12 protein-coding genes are annotated in these 12,750 nt (G+C 63.2%); 6 read left to right on the top strand and 6 right to left on the bottom strand.

Features of this window, described 5'->3' with window-relative positions; translation table 11 throughout:
• The first annotated feature begins 22 nt into the window (after window positions 1-22).
• Both QD408_RS23030 and QD408_RS23025 read left to right on the top strand, forming a co-directional pair.
• Window positions 23-1,489, top strand: coding sequence for an FGGY family carbohydrate kinase (locus QD408_RS23030; protein WP_414140888.1), 1,467 nt, complete (start codon window positions 23-25; stop codon window positions 1,487-1,489).
• A 21-nt stretch (window positions 1,490-1,510) separates the two neighbouring features.
• On the top strand, window positions 1,511-2,461 hold the full coding sequence (locus tag QD408_RS23025; protein ID WP_085737461.1) for a sugar-binding transcriptional regulator: 951 nt from the start codon (window positions 1,511-1,513) through the stop codon (window positions 2,459-2,461).
• A gap of 373 nt (window positions 2,462-2,834) precedes the next feature.
• Here QD408_RS23025 and QD408_RS23020 read toward each other — a convergent pair whose 3' ends face one another.
• From QD408_RS23020 to QD408_RS23010, 3 genes are read right to left on the bottom strand one after another with little or no spacing between them, the layout of a single operon-like run.
• Window positions 2,835-3,587: an ABC transporter ATP-binding protein gene (locus QD408_RS23020; protein WP_414140887.1), complete on the bottom strand. Its 753-nt coding sequence runs from the start codon at window positions 3,585-3,587 to the stop codon at window positions 2,835-2,837.
• Window positions 3,581-4,651, bottom strand: coding sequence for a FecCD family ABC transporter permease (locus tag QD408_RS23015; RefSeq protein WP_414140886.1), 1,071 nt, complete (start codon window positions 4,649-4,651; stop codon window positions 3,581-3,583). Before QD408_RS23015 ends, QD408_RS23020 begins: the two co-directional genes overlap by 7 nt.
• A gap of 6 nt (window positions 4,652-4,657) precedes the next feature.
• Window positions 4,658-5,794 carry an ABC transporter substrate-binding protein gene (locus QD408_RS23010; RefSeq protein WP_414140885.1) on the bottom strand — a complete coding sequence of 379 codons (1,137 nt, stop codon included), beginning with the start codon at window positions 5,792-5,794 and terminating at the stop codon, window positions 4,658-4,660.
• 115 nt (window positions 5,795-5,909) lie between these two features.
• Here QD408_RS23010 and QD408_RS23005 point away from each other — a divergent pair, with 115 nt between their 5' ends.
• Window positions 5,910-6,695 carry a class I SAM-dependent methyltransferase gene (locus tag QD408_RS23005; RefSeq protein ID WP_414140884.1) on the top strand — a complete coding sequence of 262 codons (786 nt, stop codon included), beginning with the start codon at window positions 5,910-5,912 and terminating at the stop codon, window positions 6,693-6,695.
• 160 nt (window positions 6,696-6,855) lie between these two features.
• Here QD408_RS23005 and QD408_RS23000 read toward each other — a convergent pair whose 3' ends face one another.
• Window positions 6,856-8,130, bottom strand: coding sequence for an IS4 family transposase (locus QD408_RS23000; protein ID WP_414140883.1), 1,275 nt, complete (start codon window positions 8,128-8,130; stop codon window positions 6,856-6,858).
• Between the two features lie 289 nt (window positions 8,131-8,419).
• A complete protein-coding gene (moaA, locus tag QD408_RS22995) occupies window positions 8,420-9,466 on the bottom strand; it encodes a GTP 3',8-cyclase MoaA (RefSeq protein ID WP_414140882.1) in 1,047 nt (348 codons plus the stop codon).
• A 176-nt stretch (window positions 9,467-9,642) separates the two neighbouring features.
• Between moaA and QD408_RS22990 the strand changes: the two genes are divergently transcribed.
• Together QD408_RS22990 and QD408_RS22985 are read left to right on the top strand one after the other, a co-directional pair.
• Window positions 9,643-10,017, top strand: coding sequence for a gamma-butyrobetaine hydroxylase-like domain-containing protein (locus tag QD408_RS22990; protein ID WP_414140881.1), 375 nt, complete (start codon window positions 9,643-9,645; stop codon window positions 10,015-10,017).
• Between the two features lie 28 nt (window positions 10,018-10,045).
• Window positions 10,046-11,236 carry a low temperature requirement protein A gene (locus QD408_RS22985; RefSeq protein ID WP_414140880.1) on the top strand — a complete coding sequence of 397 codons (1,191 nt, stop codon included), beginning with the start codon at window positions 10,046-10,048 and terminating at the stop codon, window positions 11,234-11,236.
• A 3-nt stretch (window positions 11,237-11,239) separates the two neighbouring features.
• On the opposite strand, the gene QD408_RS22980 is transcribed toward QD408_RS22985, so the two are convergent.
• Window positions 11,240-11,707 carry a MarR family winged helix-turn-helix transcriptional regulator gene (locus QD408_RS22980; protein WP_088681131.1) on the bottom strand — a complete coding sequence of 156 codons (468 nt, stop codon included), beginning with the start codon at window positions 11,705-11,707 and terminating at the stop codon, window positions 11,240-11,242.
• A gap of 47 nt (window positions 11,708-11,754) precedes the next feature.
• On the opposite strand from QD408_RS22980, the gene QD408_RS22975 reads away from it, so the two are divergent.
• On the top strand, window positions 11,755-12,729 hold the full coding sequence (locus QD408_RS22975) for an alpha/beta hydrolase (RefSeq protein WP_088681132.1): 975 nt from the start codon (window positions 11,755-11,757) through the stop codon (window positions 12,727-12,729).
• Window positions 12,730-12,750 lie beyond the last annotated feature (21 nt).

Below are 12,750 nucleotides of genomic sequence, written 5' to 3'. Positions count from 1 at the left end.
CACCTGATCCGGGGAGGATAGAATGCGGGCAATTCTGGCAATCGACCAGGGCACGACCAATTCAAAGGCAGTTCTCGTTTCCGAGAAGGGAGAGATCGTCGGCAGGGGGGCGGCGCCCGTTGGCATCTCCTATCCCAGGCCGGGCTGGGTCGAACAGGACCCGCGCCGGCTCTACGCATCGGTCCGCGAAGCGGTCGACGTCTGCCTGAAGGCCGGCCCCGATGTTGTTATCGAGGCCGTGGCCATTTCCAACCAGCGCGAATCCGTCACCGCCTGGGACGCCGATACGGGAGAGGCGCTTGGGCCGGTGGTCAGCTGGCAGTGCCGCCGAACGGCGCAGGATTGCGAACGTCTGATTGCCGAAGGTCGCCTTGACCGGGTGCAGGCGCTTACCGGCCTGCCATTGGACCCGATGTTTCCGGGTTCGAAATTCCGCTGGCTGCTCGACCGTATTCCGGCCGGGCGATCGGTGCGGCTCGGAACGATCGACAGCTGGCTCGTCCACTGCCTGACGGGCGGGCGCCGACATGCCTGCGACGCTTCGAATGCCGCGAGAAGCCAATTGTTCGATCTCCGGGAGCAGAGATGGAGCGAGGAACTCGGCGAGATTTTCGGCGTCGATATCGCACTGCTGCCCGAGGTGCTCGACAGCTCCGCCGATTTCGGCAGAACGCAAGGATTGCCGGGAGTGCCTGACGGTACTCCGATCATGGCCGCGATCGGAGACAGCCACGCCGCCCTGTTCGGTCATGGGGCATTCAAGCCGGGCGACGGCAAGGTGACCTTCGGGACTGGCTCTTCGGTCATGACGACGCTTTCGCACTTCATTCCCCCGCGCAACGGCGTCACGACCACAGTCGCATGGCGTATCGGGGGAAAGCCGACTTTCGCTTTCGAAGGCAATATTCTCGTTTGCGCCGCCAGTCTTCCCTGGATGGCCGATATTCTCGGCCTTACTGACGTGGCGGCTCTCGTGGAACTTGCGGCGAGTGCCGAGCCGGGCGGCCCTGGCTTCGTGCCGGCATTCGTGGGACTGGGTGCCCCTTACTGGAATGCCGATGCCCGCGCGCTGTTCTCCCAGATCAACTTCAATACGACACGTGCGCAAATGGCCCGGTCGGTAACCGATTCCATCGCCTTCCAAGTGCATGACGTGATCGCGGCCATGCGGACGCAGAGCGGCGGCGAACTTGGCGCGCTTTATGTGGATGGCGGACCGAGCCAGAACCGCTTCCTGATGCAGTGTGTCTCGAACCTGATCGAACATCCCGTGATCCAATGCGAAGCACCCGAGGCGTCGGCTCTGGGTGCTGCCTATCTGGCGGGGCTGTCGCTCGGCTTGTGGAGCGATCTCCCGATTGTCGCGGAGTTGCCGCGAAACACGCAAACCATCGAGCCGCAGCCCGTTGATCGTGGGTTGCTTCTCGATACCTGGAATGATGCGCTCGCCCGCTCGACGTCCTGCGAAACACAGGCTAAAGGTGAATAAAAATTCACTCTGGGATTAGCGATGACTCGCCTCAACGAACTCCGCCTCATTTCAAGGGTCGCCCAGATGTACCACATAGAGGGGCGGCGACAGGCGGAGATCGCGGAGCACCTTCGCCTGTCGCAGGCGACGGTGTCGCGCATGCTGAAGCGCGCCGAGGCTGAGGATATCGTCAGAACCAGCGTGATTCCTCCCGTCGGCACCTATAGCGAGCTCGAGGGCGCGCTTCGCGAGAAATACGGTCTGCCGGAGGCGATCGTCGTCGAGTGCACGGAAGATCGGGATGGCGCCATCATGGCCCGTATCGGAGAGGCAGCGGCCCATCTCCTGGAGGTGACGCTTTCGCCAGGAGAGATCATCGGCGTTTCGAGCTGGAGCCAGACCATTTTCAAGATGGTCGAGAACATCCATCCTTCGAAGAGCGCTCAGGTGAAATACGTCGTCCAGACCCTTGGCGGCATGGGCGATCCTTCGGTGCAGACGCATGCGACACAGCTGACCACGCGGCTTGCACGGCTGACCGGCGCCGAGCCGAAACTGCTCCCCGTACAGGGCGTGACGACGTCAAGGGAGGCAAAACTTCTGATGCAGGCCGACCCGTTCGTCCGCGAGACGATGGACCTCTTCGGCAGCATAACGCTTGCAATCGTCGGCATCGGAGCCGTCGAACCATCCGAACTTCTCGCCCGCTCCGGCAACATCTTTTCCTCCCGCGAACTCTCCGACCTCGCGGAAGCGGGCGCCGTCGGCGATATCTCGCTTCGCTTCTTCGACAAGAACGGCAAGCCGGTCAAGACACCGCTTGATGATCGGGTCATCGGGCTGCCGCTCGAGGATCTCGAGCGGGTGGACCGGGTGATTGCTCTTGCCGGCGGGGCCAAGAAGACCGATGCGATCGCCGGCGCGCTGCGTGTTGGGGTGATCGACATGCTTGTTACGGACAAGTTTACGGCGCAGCGATTGATCGACTGACGGGGTGGGGTGATGGAGTGCCCGCCTCGTCCTTCGAGGCCCCTGCGGGGCACCTCAGGATGAGGCTCTCTTGGGCGCAAGACAGTTTCTTTCTCCTTGGCCGGCGTGCCGTGTGGCACCCCCTCTGTCCTGCCGGACATCTCCCCCACAGGTGGGGAGATTGGCAAGAGGTTTGACCATTGCCCTCTCTCGAACGGCAGCGACAATCACTATGCTTTAGTTGTTTGGGGAAGCCATCTCGCCCAGCCGATCTCCACCCTTGTGGGGGAGATGTCCGGCAGGACAGAGGGGGTGCCTTACTGTATGCCCATCCACTCTCATCCTGATAAGGCTCTCTTGGGTATTGACGCCCTTAGGATGAGGCTCTCTTGGGTCAATGCGCCGTCCCATCCACGATCACATGGTCGTATTCCAGTGAGCATTTCTCCACTCGGGCTTCCACCCGGTAGATCTCCCGCAGCATCTCGGCTGTGACCACGTCCCTCGGCGCGCCGCAGGCGCGCATGCGGCCGTTGGCGATGACCAGCACCTTGTCGGCGAAGCGAAGCGCTTGGTTGAGGTCGTGGATGGCGATGAGCACGAGCATGCCTTTGGCGCGGGCCTGGCGGCGCATGAAGTCGAGGACTTCGATCTGGCGGTGGAGGTCGAGGGCGCTTGTGGGTTCGTCCATCAGCATGATTTCGGGTTCGCGGACGAGCGCCTGGGCGATTGAGACGAGCTGGCGCTGGCCGCCGGAGAGGGCGCCGAGATCGCGGAAGGCGATGGCGGTGATGTCCAGTGCTGCCATGATCTCGTCGATGAAGCGCAGGTCGCTGTCGCCGACGGCCCAGGACTGGCCCTGCTTGCGGGCGAGGAGAATGGATTCGTAGACGGTCAGCACCGCATTGGCCGACGTATCCTGCGGCATGTAACTGATGGCGTTCTTCGCCTTCGAGCCTTCGACGACGACATGGCCGGGGCCTTTGAGCAGGCCGGTGATGCGCTTGAAAAGCGTCGACTTGCCGGCGGCGTTGGGGCCGATGACGGCGACGACTTCGCCTGATTTCATCACCGGCGTCGTTACGTCTTCGACGAAGAGCTTGCGGCCGTGAAAGGCGCCGACCGACTGCAATTGAAGCGCTACCACGACCGGCTCCTGTTCGAGAGGATGAGCGAGAAGAAGAAGGGCACGCCGACCAGCGCCGTGATGATGCCGATCGGGAAGACGACGCCTGGGATGATCGACTTCGAGACGATCGAGGTCAGCGAGAGCAGCAATGCGCCCGAAAGGATCGAGCCCGGCAGGAAGAAGCGCTGATCCTCGCCGAGAATCATGCGCGCGATGTGCGGGCCGACGAGGCCGACGAAACCGATCGTGCCGACGAAGCTTACGGGCACCGCGGCAAGCAGCGAGACGACGAGCATGGTTTCCAGCCGGATGCGGCGGACATTGACGCCGAAGCTTGCCGCCTTGTCCTCGCCGAGGCGGATGGCCGTCAGCGCCCAGGCATTGCGGGCAAAGAGCGGAAGGGCAGCCAGGAGAACGGTGAGCGTCACCCAGATCTTCGGCCAGGTGGCCTTGGTGAGGCTGCCCATGGTCCAGAAGACGACGGCCGACAGTGCCTGTTCCGAGGCGAGATATTGCAGGAAGGCGAGGGCGGCATTGAAGGTGAAGACCAGGGCGATGCCGAGCAGCACCACCGTCTGCACCGAGACGCCGCGGGCCTGCGAAATGAAATGGATGAAGAGGGTGGCGATCAACGCCATGATGAAGGCATTGACCGGCACGAGCAGGCCGGCCGCGACCGGCAGAAGCGGGACGCTGGTGACGATCGCAAGGGCCGCGCCGAAGCTTGCGGCGGCCGAGATACCGAGCGTGAAGGGGCTGGCGAGCGGATTGGCGAGGATCGTCTGCATCTGCGCGCCGGCGACGGAGAGCGAAGCGCCGACGACGACCGCCATGACGGCGACCGGCATGCGGATATTCCAGACGACGGCCCGCACCTGATCGGAAACGGAGGACGGGTCGAGGAGGGCGGCCACGACCTCACCGAGGCTGTAGCGGGCCGGTCCCCAGGCGAGATCGACGGCAAAGGACAGACAGAGAGCTGCCGTCATGGCGGCAAGGATCAGGAGCTTGCGCCGGGCGAGGGCGCGGTAGCGCTCCCGCCCGGCTTCGGCTTCGATCGATATGGCGGCGATCTCGGCCATCGCGGATTACTTGCCCGCCTTGGCGTCGACCCAGTAGCCCGGCTGATAGGCGACCGGCAGGAACTTCTCGTGGAATTCCTTGAAGGTGGCGTCAGGGTCAAGATCGGCAAAGAGGTTCGGATGGAACCACTTCGCCAGCTGCTGGACGGCGACGAACTGGTAGGGGCTGGTATAGAACTGGTGCCAGATCGCATGGACGTTGCCGCCGGCCACCGCCTTGGAGCCGGTGAAGGCCGGGTTTTCCATCAGCGTGATCAGCGCCTTGCGGCTGTCGCCGAGGGTGGCGGCGGCGTTCGGGCCGACATTCACGAAATCCTTGGCGTCCTTGGTCTGGCTCCAGTTGGAACCGGTGACGACGATGACCTCGGGATTGGAAGCGACGACCTGTTCGGCATTGATGGAGCCGGTGTAACCGGGCAGGAAATCGGAGCCGAGATTGTGGCCGCCGGCCAAATCGACCATCAGGCCGAAATTATCCGGACCGAACGTGCCGCAGCATTCCACCAGACCGGCGGCGCGATACATGAAGACCTTCGGCTCCGGCGGATTGGCCGCCTTCAGTCTGTCGGTCACGCGCGCCATCTGCTCCTTCCAGAAGCTGGCAACTGCTTCGGCGCGGTCCTCATGGCCGAAGAGCTTGCCGAGAATCTTCAGGCTCGGCTCGGTGTTGGCGAGAATATGCTCGCGGAAATCGATGTAGACGATCTTGACGCCGATGCCGTTCAGCATCTCCTCGAGCTTCACCTCGTCGGCCGCCGTCTTGTTGCCGATCGGCAGCAGCAGCACGTCCGGGTGAAGCTTGACGACCGTTTCGGTCTGCAGCGTGCCGTCCGTCAGGTTGCCGAGGAAGGGCAGGTCCTTGCCCTTGGGAAACTTCTCGACATAGGCGTTGAAGCCGTCCTTGTCGGTGGTCCAGAGATCGTTGCGCCAGCCGACGATCTTGGCGAAGGGATCTTCCTTCTCGATCGGCGCGACCGCATAGAGCATGCGGCCTTCCCCAAGGATCACACGCTCGACCGGCTTTTCGAAGCTCACTTCGCGGCCCGCCACATCCTTGATGGTGAAGGATTGGGCGAGCGCCGAAAGCGGCATCAGGCTCGCAATCGCGGCAGCGGAAACTGCGAGCATTTTCACGAAATTCATCTGGAAATTCCCCTGAGGTCTGAATAATGTCCGCAGGCATAAGAAATATGACTTTCTAAATCAAGTTATATGTTTTAGAGCGTTTCCAAACTGATGCCATGCCGGGGTGCCTGCGATGAATTCCATGAATACCAACTACTCGATCCGCGACGAAATCCGCGACTTCTGGTCGGAACGGGCCGCCACCTTCGACCAGAGCGTCGGCCATGAGATCTTTTCGGAAGAAGAGCGGAAGGGCTGGCAGCGGCTGATCCGAAAGCATCTCGGCGAGGGGCAGGGGCGTGCGGCGCTCGATCTCGCCTGCGGCACGGCCGTCATCTCGCATCTGATGAACGATGCCGGCTTCCAGGTGACCGGGCTCGACTGGTCGGATGCGATGCTGGCGCAGGCGCGCGCCAAGGCGAAGAAGCGCGGCACCGATATCCGCTTCGTTTCCGGCGATGCCGAAAACACGATGGAGCCGAGGGACAGCTACGACGTCATCACCAACCGCCATCTCGTCTGGACGCTGGTAGACCCGGCTTCGGCCTTCAAGGAATGGTTCGCGGTGCTGAAGCCGGGCGGCAAGGTGCTGATCCTCGACGGCAACATGGGCAAGGAGACCTGGGTCAAGGGCCTGCAGAAGCTCTGGACGAAAATCACGGGCAAGCCGGCGGCGAGCCACATGTCGCCTGAGATGATGGCGCGGCACCAGAACATCCGCTCCCGCGTGCATTTCGCCAAGGCGATGCCGGCCGAAGCTGTGGTCGATCTTCTCCGTCAGGCGGGCTTTACGGATATCGTGGTTGACCGCAAGCTCGGGGATATCCATTGGGCGCAGGCGCGCAAGATGCCGTTTCTGCGTGGGCTAGAGCGGATGGTGCAGGAGCGGTTTGCGATTTGTGCGCGTAAGCCGGGGTGATTGGGATGGGGTTGCGGCAATTTCCCTGCCCTCCCCAGCGGAAGATGCCCGGCAGGGCAAGGGAGTGAGTGCGCTGGGTATTAGCGAAGGCAGTAGAGGGCGTGCCGTGTGGCCCCCTCATCTGCCTGCCGGCATCTTCTCCCCGCTGGGGCTATTAGATTCACACATTGTCGAAAGCGGATAGGAGAAGGGATACGCCGCGCTTGGCGGCCTGGAACTGTTGCCATCCGTCGAGCATGACGATCGGTCCTGGCTTGCCGTAGTAGCCGGTCCACCCGCCGAGGCGGGCGCAGACCCAGGCGGCATAGGCCAGCGATCCCTTGGGATGCGGATTCTTCTGCCGGGCGGTGTTGCCCTCCAGCTTGGCGCAGAAGGCTTCCAGCAGCGGCCGGTCGCTCGGCTCGAAGGCGTCTTCGATGGGCCGCAAGGTGCCGCCGGACGGGGTCCCGTCACGGGCATGCACCAGTTGCTGCACGATCACGGCGGCGACGAAGGCGGCCATCACCAGATTGCTCAGCGGCACTTCGTCCTCGATGCGCAGGCCTTCGATATCAAAGCCTTGCGTCTTCAGGGTGCGGAACAATTGCTCGATCACCCAGCGGCGGCGATAAAGGGCAATGACCGCCGCTGCCTGATCGGCATCCGAGACCGCGTAGGTCGTCAGCAACTGCCAATGGATCGGCGTCTCGCCCGGCGGTGGCGTGCTCTCGCGCACATCCACCAGACAAAGGCGCACACCATCCGGGGCCTTCCTGTGGATGCCGTTCTTCGGGGCCGGCAAGCTCACCGCGCTGAAGCGGATCGCCAGCTGCGTGTCGCGCTCCTTGCGGCCCGGCTTGGCCGGCAGGGTGAAGGCCAGGGTTGCCGCAACCGGCAAGGCCTCGGCCAGGGCGAGCAGCGACGGCTGGTCCTTGCCGAGGCGACGGTCCCGGGCCACCCGGATGACGAGGTCGACATTGACGGGCCGGCGCGCGAAGGCCTCGTAGATATCGCTTTCACGGTCGGCAATGACGGTGATGCGGCGCGCCGCGGCGCAAACCTGCGCGGCGCGATCGGCGCCCTCCAGCCAGCGATAGCTTTCCTTCTCCTCGATCGGACGGGCGTGCTGCGTGCCGCGCTTGCCCTGGTCACGGTTGAGAAACTGTCCGTCGACCGCCCCGACGATCGCGCCATCATCGGCATCGACGGCGATCATCGCATGCAGATAAAGACCACCGCCGCCGCCGGAGCGCACCACCGTCGTATCCTGAATGGCCAGAATGTGCCGATCCGCACAACGGCTGGCCGTGCGCAGCGCCGCCTCATCGATCATCGCCTGCGGAGCGATCGCAGCATTGCGCAGAAACCGGCTCAAGCGGATCTCCCCAGCCCGATTGCCGCCGAGCTTGCGCACCCGCAGTCCCTGGCCGGCCGTCGCAACAAGGCGCCCCAGCAAGAACGCCCCCCTTTTTCCAGGCGACGGTCGCCAAACCGTCCCAGGCGCAAATCATCCATCATCAATTCTCCTGCTCTCCAGCATGAGAATCAGAACTGCACTCCATAAGCAATTCTAAATGTGTGAATGCCATAGCCCCGCTGGGGAGAAGCGGAGTCGCCGCAACGCCTCGCGTCCTCTAGAATTTAGTTGTGGGAATGGCGGTCGTGCGGCCTGATCCCTTCTCCCCTCGGGGAGAAGATGCCGGCAGGCAGATGAGGGGGCTGCACGGCATGCCCTCACCAACTTATCACCCCCCCGTGACACTCATATGCCGCGCCACCGCTGGCCGGTTATGAGTCCGGTCGATGATGAAGTCGTGGCCTTTCGGCTTGCGGGTGATGGCTTCGTCGATGGCGGCGTGGAGGAGGGCGTCGTCTTCAGTGGCGCGGAGCGCGGCGCGGAGATCAGCGGCGTCGTTTTGGCCGAGGCACATATAGAGCGTACCGGTGCAGGTGAGGCGCACGCGGTTGCAGCTTTCGCAGAAATTATGGGTCAGCGGCGTGATGAAGCCGAGGCGGCCGCCGGTTTCCTCGACCTTGACGTAACGCGCCGGGCCGCCGGTCTGGTAATCGATGTCGGCGAGCGTGAACTGACGTTCGAGATCGGCGCGCAGCTCGGAGAGCGGCAGATATTGGTCGGTGCGGTCCTCTTCGATCTCGCCCATCGGCATGGTTTCGATGACGGTGAGGTCCATGCCGCGGCCATGGGCGAAGCGCAGGATTTCGGGCATCTCCACGTCGTTGAAACCTTTGAGGGCTACGGCGTTGAGCTTGATCCTGAGGCCGGCCTTCTGGGCGGCGTCGATGCCTTCCATGACCTTGGAGAAATCGCCCCAGCGGGTGATCTTGCGGAACTTATCGGGATCGAGCGTATCGAGCGAGACGTTGATGCGGCGCACGCCGCAGTCATAGAGTTCCGCGGCATGGCGCGCGAGCTGCGAGCCGTTGGTCGTCAGTGTCAGTTCGTCGAGGCCGGAGCCGATCTTTTCGCCAAGTTGGCGCACCAGATACATGATGTTCTTGCGCACCAGCGGCTCGCCGCCGGTCAGCCTGATCTTACGCACGCCTTTGGCGATGAAGGCGGAACAGAGACGGTCGAGCTCTTCCAGCGTCAAGAGATCCTTCTTCGGCAGGAAGGTCATATTCTCCGCCATGCAATAGGTGCAGCGGAAGTCGCAGCGGTCGGTGACGGAGACGCGGAGATAGGTGACCGCCCGGCCGAAAGGGTCGATCATCGGATGTGCATCCGCCGTGAGCGGCGATGCGTTGCCTAAGGTTCCGACTCTCGTATTCACCAATTCCTCCGCAACGGACCCGCGCCAGACGGGATCGTTGCCTGTTTTCAAGCGCTATCTCTCTATTTGTGCATATGTGATTGCCCCGTCAAGGGAAACGGAATTCGCACACGCTAATTTGCGCTTGCCTCGAAAATGCCGAGCGCCTACTTCTCCAGGGAAAGAGGGTGATAGAGATGAGCGATATCTGGCCGAGCGAACTTCGCGTTTCAAAAGACCGGCAGCGGCTGGTGGTGACCTTCAATGACGGCCAGAGCTTCGACCTGTCGGCCGAACTCCTGCGGGTCCTGTCGCCCTCCGCCGAGGTGCAGGGCCATGGGCCGGGGCAGAAGGTGACGGTGCCGGGCAAGCGCAACGTCGCGATCGTTTCGATGACGCCGACCGGCAATTACGCGGTTAGAATCGGCTTCGACGACATGCACGATACCGGCATCTACACCTGGACCTATCTGCGTGAACTCGGCGAACGCGGCGCGGAGCTGTTTTCCGCCTATGAGGACGAGCTCCGGGAAAAGGGCATGAGCCGCGACACGGCGGAAAGACCGCGCTGAATTTCAATAGACAGCCATTGGGGGACACATGGCGAAAGCGAATAGAAAGAACTGGCTGCGCGCCAAGGGCAGCGCCGCCGGCAGCAAGGTGACCTTCCTCGAACTGTTCTTCGACCTGGTCTTCGTCTTTTCGATCTCGCAGCTTTCGCATGCGCTCGCCGCCCATTATACGCTGCTTGGTGCGGCCGAAGCGGCGCTGATGACCTTCGCCGTCTGGTGGGTATGGATCTTCACCGCCTGGGTGACGAACTGGCTCGATCCCGACAAGATGCCGGTGCGCGGCATGCTCGTGGTGCTGATGATGCTCGGGCTGGTGCTGTCCGCTTCCATCCCCGAGGCTTTCGGCGACAAGGGGCTGCTGTTTGCCGGCGCCTATGTGGCGATGCAGGTCGGGCGCTCGCTGTTTACGACCTATGCGATGACGCGCGTCGACCGGGCCAATACGCTGAATTTCATGCGCATCAGCACCTGGCTCGTGGTCGCCGCCGTCTTCTGGATCGCCGGCGGGCTCATGGAGCATGAGGCGCGGCTGATCGCCTGGGTGATTGCACTCGTGATCGAATATGCCGGGCCGGCTGCGGGTTTTGCAGTGCCCGGCCTTGGTCGTTCGACGCCGAGCGACTGGGATGTTTCCGGCGCTCATATGGCCGAGCGCTGCGCGCTCTTCGTCATCATCTGCCTCGGCGAAGCGATCCTCGTTTCCGGCCGCACCTTTTCCGAGCTGCCGATCTCGGGTCTTACCAGCCTCGTCTTCGTGACCGCTTTCATCGGCACGGTCGCCATGTGGTGGCTCTATTTCCGCTTCGGCCATGGGCGCGCCGCCCATCGCATCGAGCATGAGGAGACGCCGGGAGCTTTGGCGCGGCAGGCCTTCACCTACGGGCATATCCCGATCTTGGCCGGCATCATCGTGCATGCGGTGGCGGTCGAATTCATGTTCTCGCATCCGCACGAGACGGGCGATCTCGGCATCGCTGCGGCGGTGCTCGGCGGCTCCGGCCTGTTCCTGATCGGCAACCTCTGGTTCAAGGGCGCGACCAGCGGGCGGATGCCGCTGTCGCATCTTGCCGGCCTCGTGCTGGTGGTCCTGCTGGCCTTCGTGGCCCCGTTCGTCGAGGTCTATCTGCTGGGAATCCTGGCGACGCTGGTGCTGATCATCGTCGCCGCCTGGGAATATCGCTCGCTGAGCGGCACATCGGCGGCGCCGTCACTGCATTGATCATCAGTCATCGTCGCGCAGATCTTTCAGCAGCACGGCGATGATTCGCTCCATCGAGGAGGCGGTCGCCATGCATTGCTCGATCGGCTCCTCGGAGAGCGTGCGTTCGATGAGATCGGTCTGGATCGCCATGGCCGCCTCGGTCACTTTGCGGCCTTCGCCGGTGAGATAGAGGCGCAGCACGCGCTTGTCGCGTTCGTCGCCGCGCCGCTCGATCAGGCCGCGTTGTTCCATCTGCGGCAGCAGCATGCTCATATTGGAGCGGCCGACGAGGAGCTTGCGCGCGAGCTCCTGCTGCGAGATGCCCTCGAAACGGTAGAGATTGACCAGGATATCGAGATGCGGCGGCTTGATATCGAGATCGGCAAGCGAGCGGGTCAGGGATTGCTGCATGAGCTGGCAGGCGCGAGCCACCGCGATCCAGCTGCGAAAACGCGGATGATCCCAGGGTAGGGATTGATTTTTGTTCATCGTTGTACTTTATTGTTCAGTGTTGAACAGTCTTTTGGATTCCCACTATGGCAAATTTTGCGCTTGAGGTCATCCGTCTCGGATTCCGGGTTCTGCAGGCGATTTCGCCGCGGCTGGCGGGCAGGGCGGCATTCCGGCTGTTCTGCCGCACACCATCGCCGCGGCCGAAGGGCGAGAAAGCGAAGGCGGCGCATGCGGCGGGCGCGGCACGGCTTGCCGGCGCCGAACGCTTCGTCCTCAGGCTTGCCGGCGGCGCCAAGGCCCATGCCTATCGCCTCAACGGCGGAGCGATCGGTGAGCGTAAGCGCTATCTCGTCACGCATGGCTGGGGCTCGAGCGCCGTCTACATGGCCGATCTCGTTTCGATGCTGGCGGCGACGGGCGCCGAGGTGGTGGCGCTCGATTTTCCCGGCCATGGGCTCGCGGGCGGACGCTTCCTGCATATGGGGCTTGCTGTCGAGGCGATCGCGGCGGCAGGGGAGCGCTTCGGCGTATTCGATGCGGCGATCGGCCATTCCTTCGGGGGCGCGGCGCTGATGGTCTCGGCGGCGGGCCTGATCCCGGATTCGGCGCCTGTTACCGGCGAGCGACTGGTGCTGATCGGCGCGCCGAGCGAGATGGCCTGGCTCTTTACCGATTTCGGCCGAATGGTCGGCCTTCGCCCCGTAGCCCAGGCCGTGCTGGAGAATGAGGTTCATCGTGTCACTGGGCGGAGACTCGGGGATTTCGATGTGAGCAATACGGCGGGCTCGATCGGCCGGCCGGTTCTGGTGATCCATGCCGAGGACGACAAAGAGGTGTCAGCGGCCCATGCCCGGCGTTACGGCGCGGCGGGAAATAGAGTGCGGCTGTTCTGGGCAAACGGATTCGGTCACCGGCGCATCATCGGCGCGGCGCCCGTGCTTGGCGCGATCGCGGCTTTTCTCGAAGGCGGCGCGGGCGAGGAAGCCGGCGAAAGCATCAAAAAAGATGCGGAGATCATTCCATTTTTTGAGCTTCCGGCGAGGCGCGCGGCATTGTAGCGTCCGTCCCGATATCAAGCC

Origin of the sequence: Rhizobium sp. BR 249, assembly GCF_047445895.1 — a bacterium.
Lineage (GTDB): Bacteria > Pseudomonadota > Alphaproteobacteria > Rhizobiales > Rhizobiaceae > Rhizobium.
This window is presented reverse-complemented; position numbering and strand designations above follow the sequence as displayed.

Excerpts from the sequence above, each read along its gene's own strand:
- QD408_RS23030 (WP_414140888.1), top strand. The coding sequence starts at position 23 with ATGCGGGCAATTCTGGCAATCGACCAGGGCACGACCAATTCAAAGGCA.
- QD408_RS23025 (WP_085737461.1), top strand. The coding sequence starts at position 1,511 with ATGACTCGCCTCAACGAACTCCGCCTCATTTCAAGGGTCGCCCAGATG.
- QD408_RS23015 (WP_414140886.1), bottom strand. The coding sequence starts at position 4,651 with ATGGCCGAGATCGCCGCCATATCGATCGAAGCCGAAGCCGGGCGGGAG.
- QD408_RS23010 (WP_414140885.1), bottom strand. The coding sequence starts at position 5,794 with ATGAATTTCGTGAAAATGCTCGCAGTTTCCGCTGCCGCGATTGCGAGC.
- QD408_RS23005 (WP_414140884.1), top strand. The coding sequence starts at position 5,910 with ATGAATTCCATGAATACCAACTACTCGATCCGCGACGAAATCCGCGAC.
- QD408_RS22990 (WP_414140881.1), top strand. The coding sequence starts at position 9,643 with ATGAGCGATATCTGGCCGAGCGAACTTCGCGTTTCAAAAGACCGGCAG.
- QD408_RS22985 (WP_414140880.1), top strand. The coding sequence starts at position 10,046 with ATGGCGAAAGCGAATAGAAAGAACTGGCTGCGCGCCAAGGGCAGCGCC.
- QD408_RS22980 (WP_088681131.1), bottom strand. The coding sequence starts at position 11,707 with ATGAACAAAAATCAATCCCTACCCTGGGATCATCCGCGTTTTCGCAGC.
- QD408_RS22975 (WP_088681132.1), top strand. The coding sequence starts at position 11,755 with ATGGCAAATTTTGCGCTTGAGGTCATCCGTCTCGGATTCCGGGTTCTG.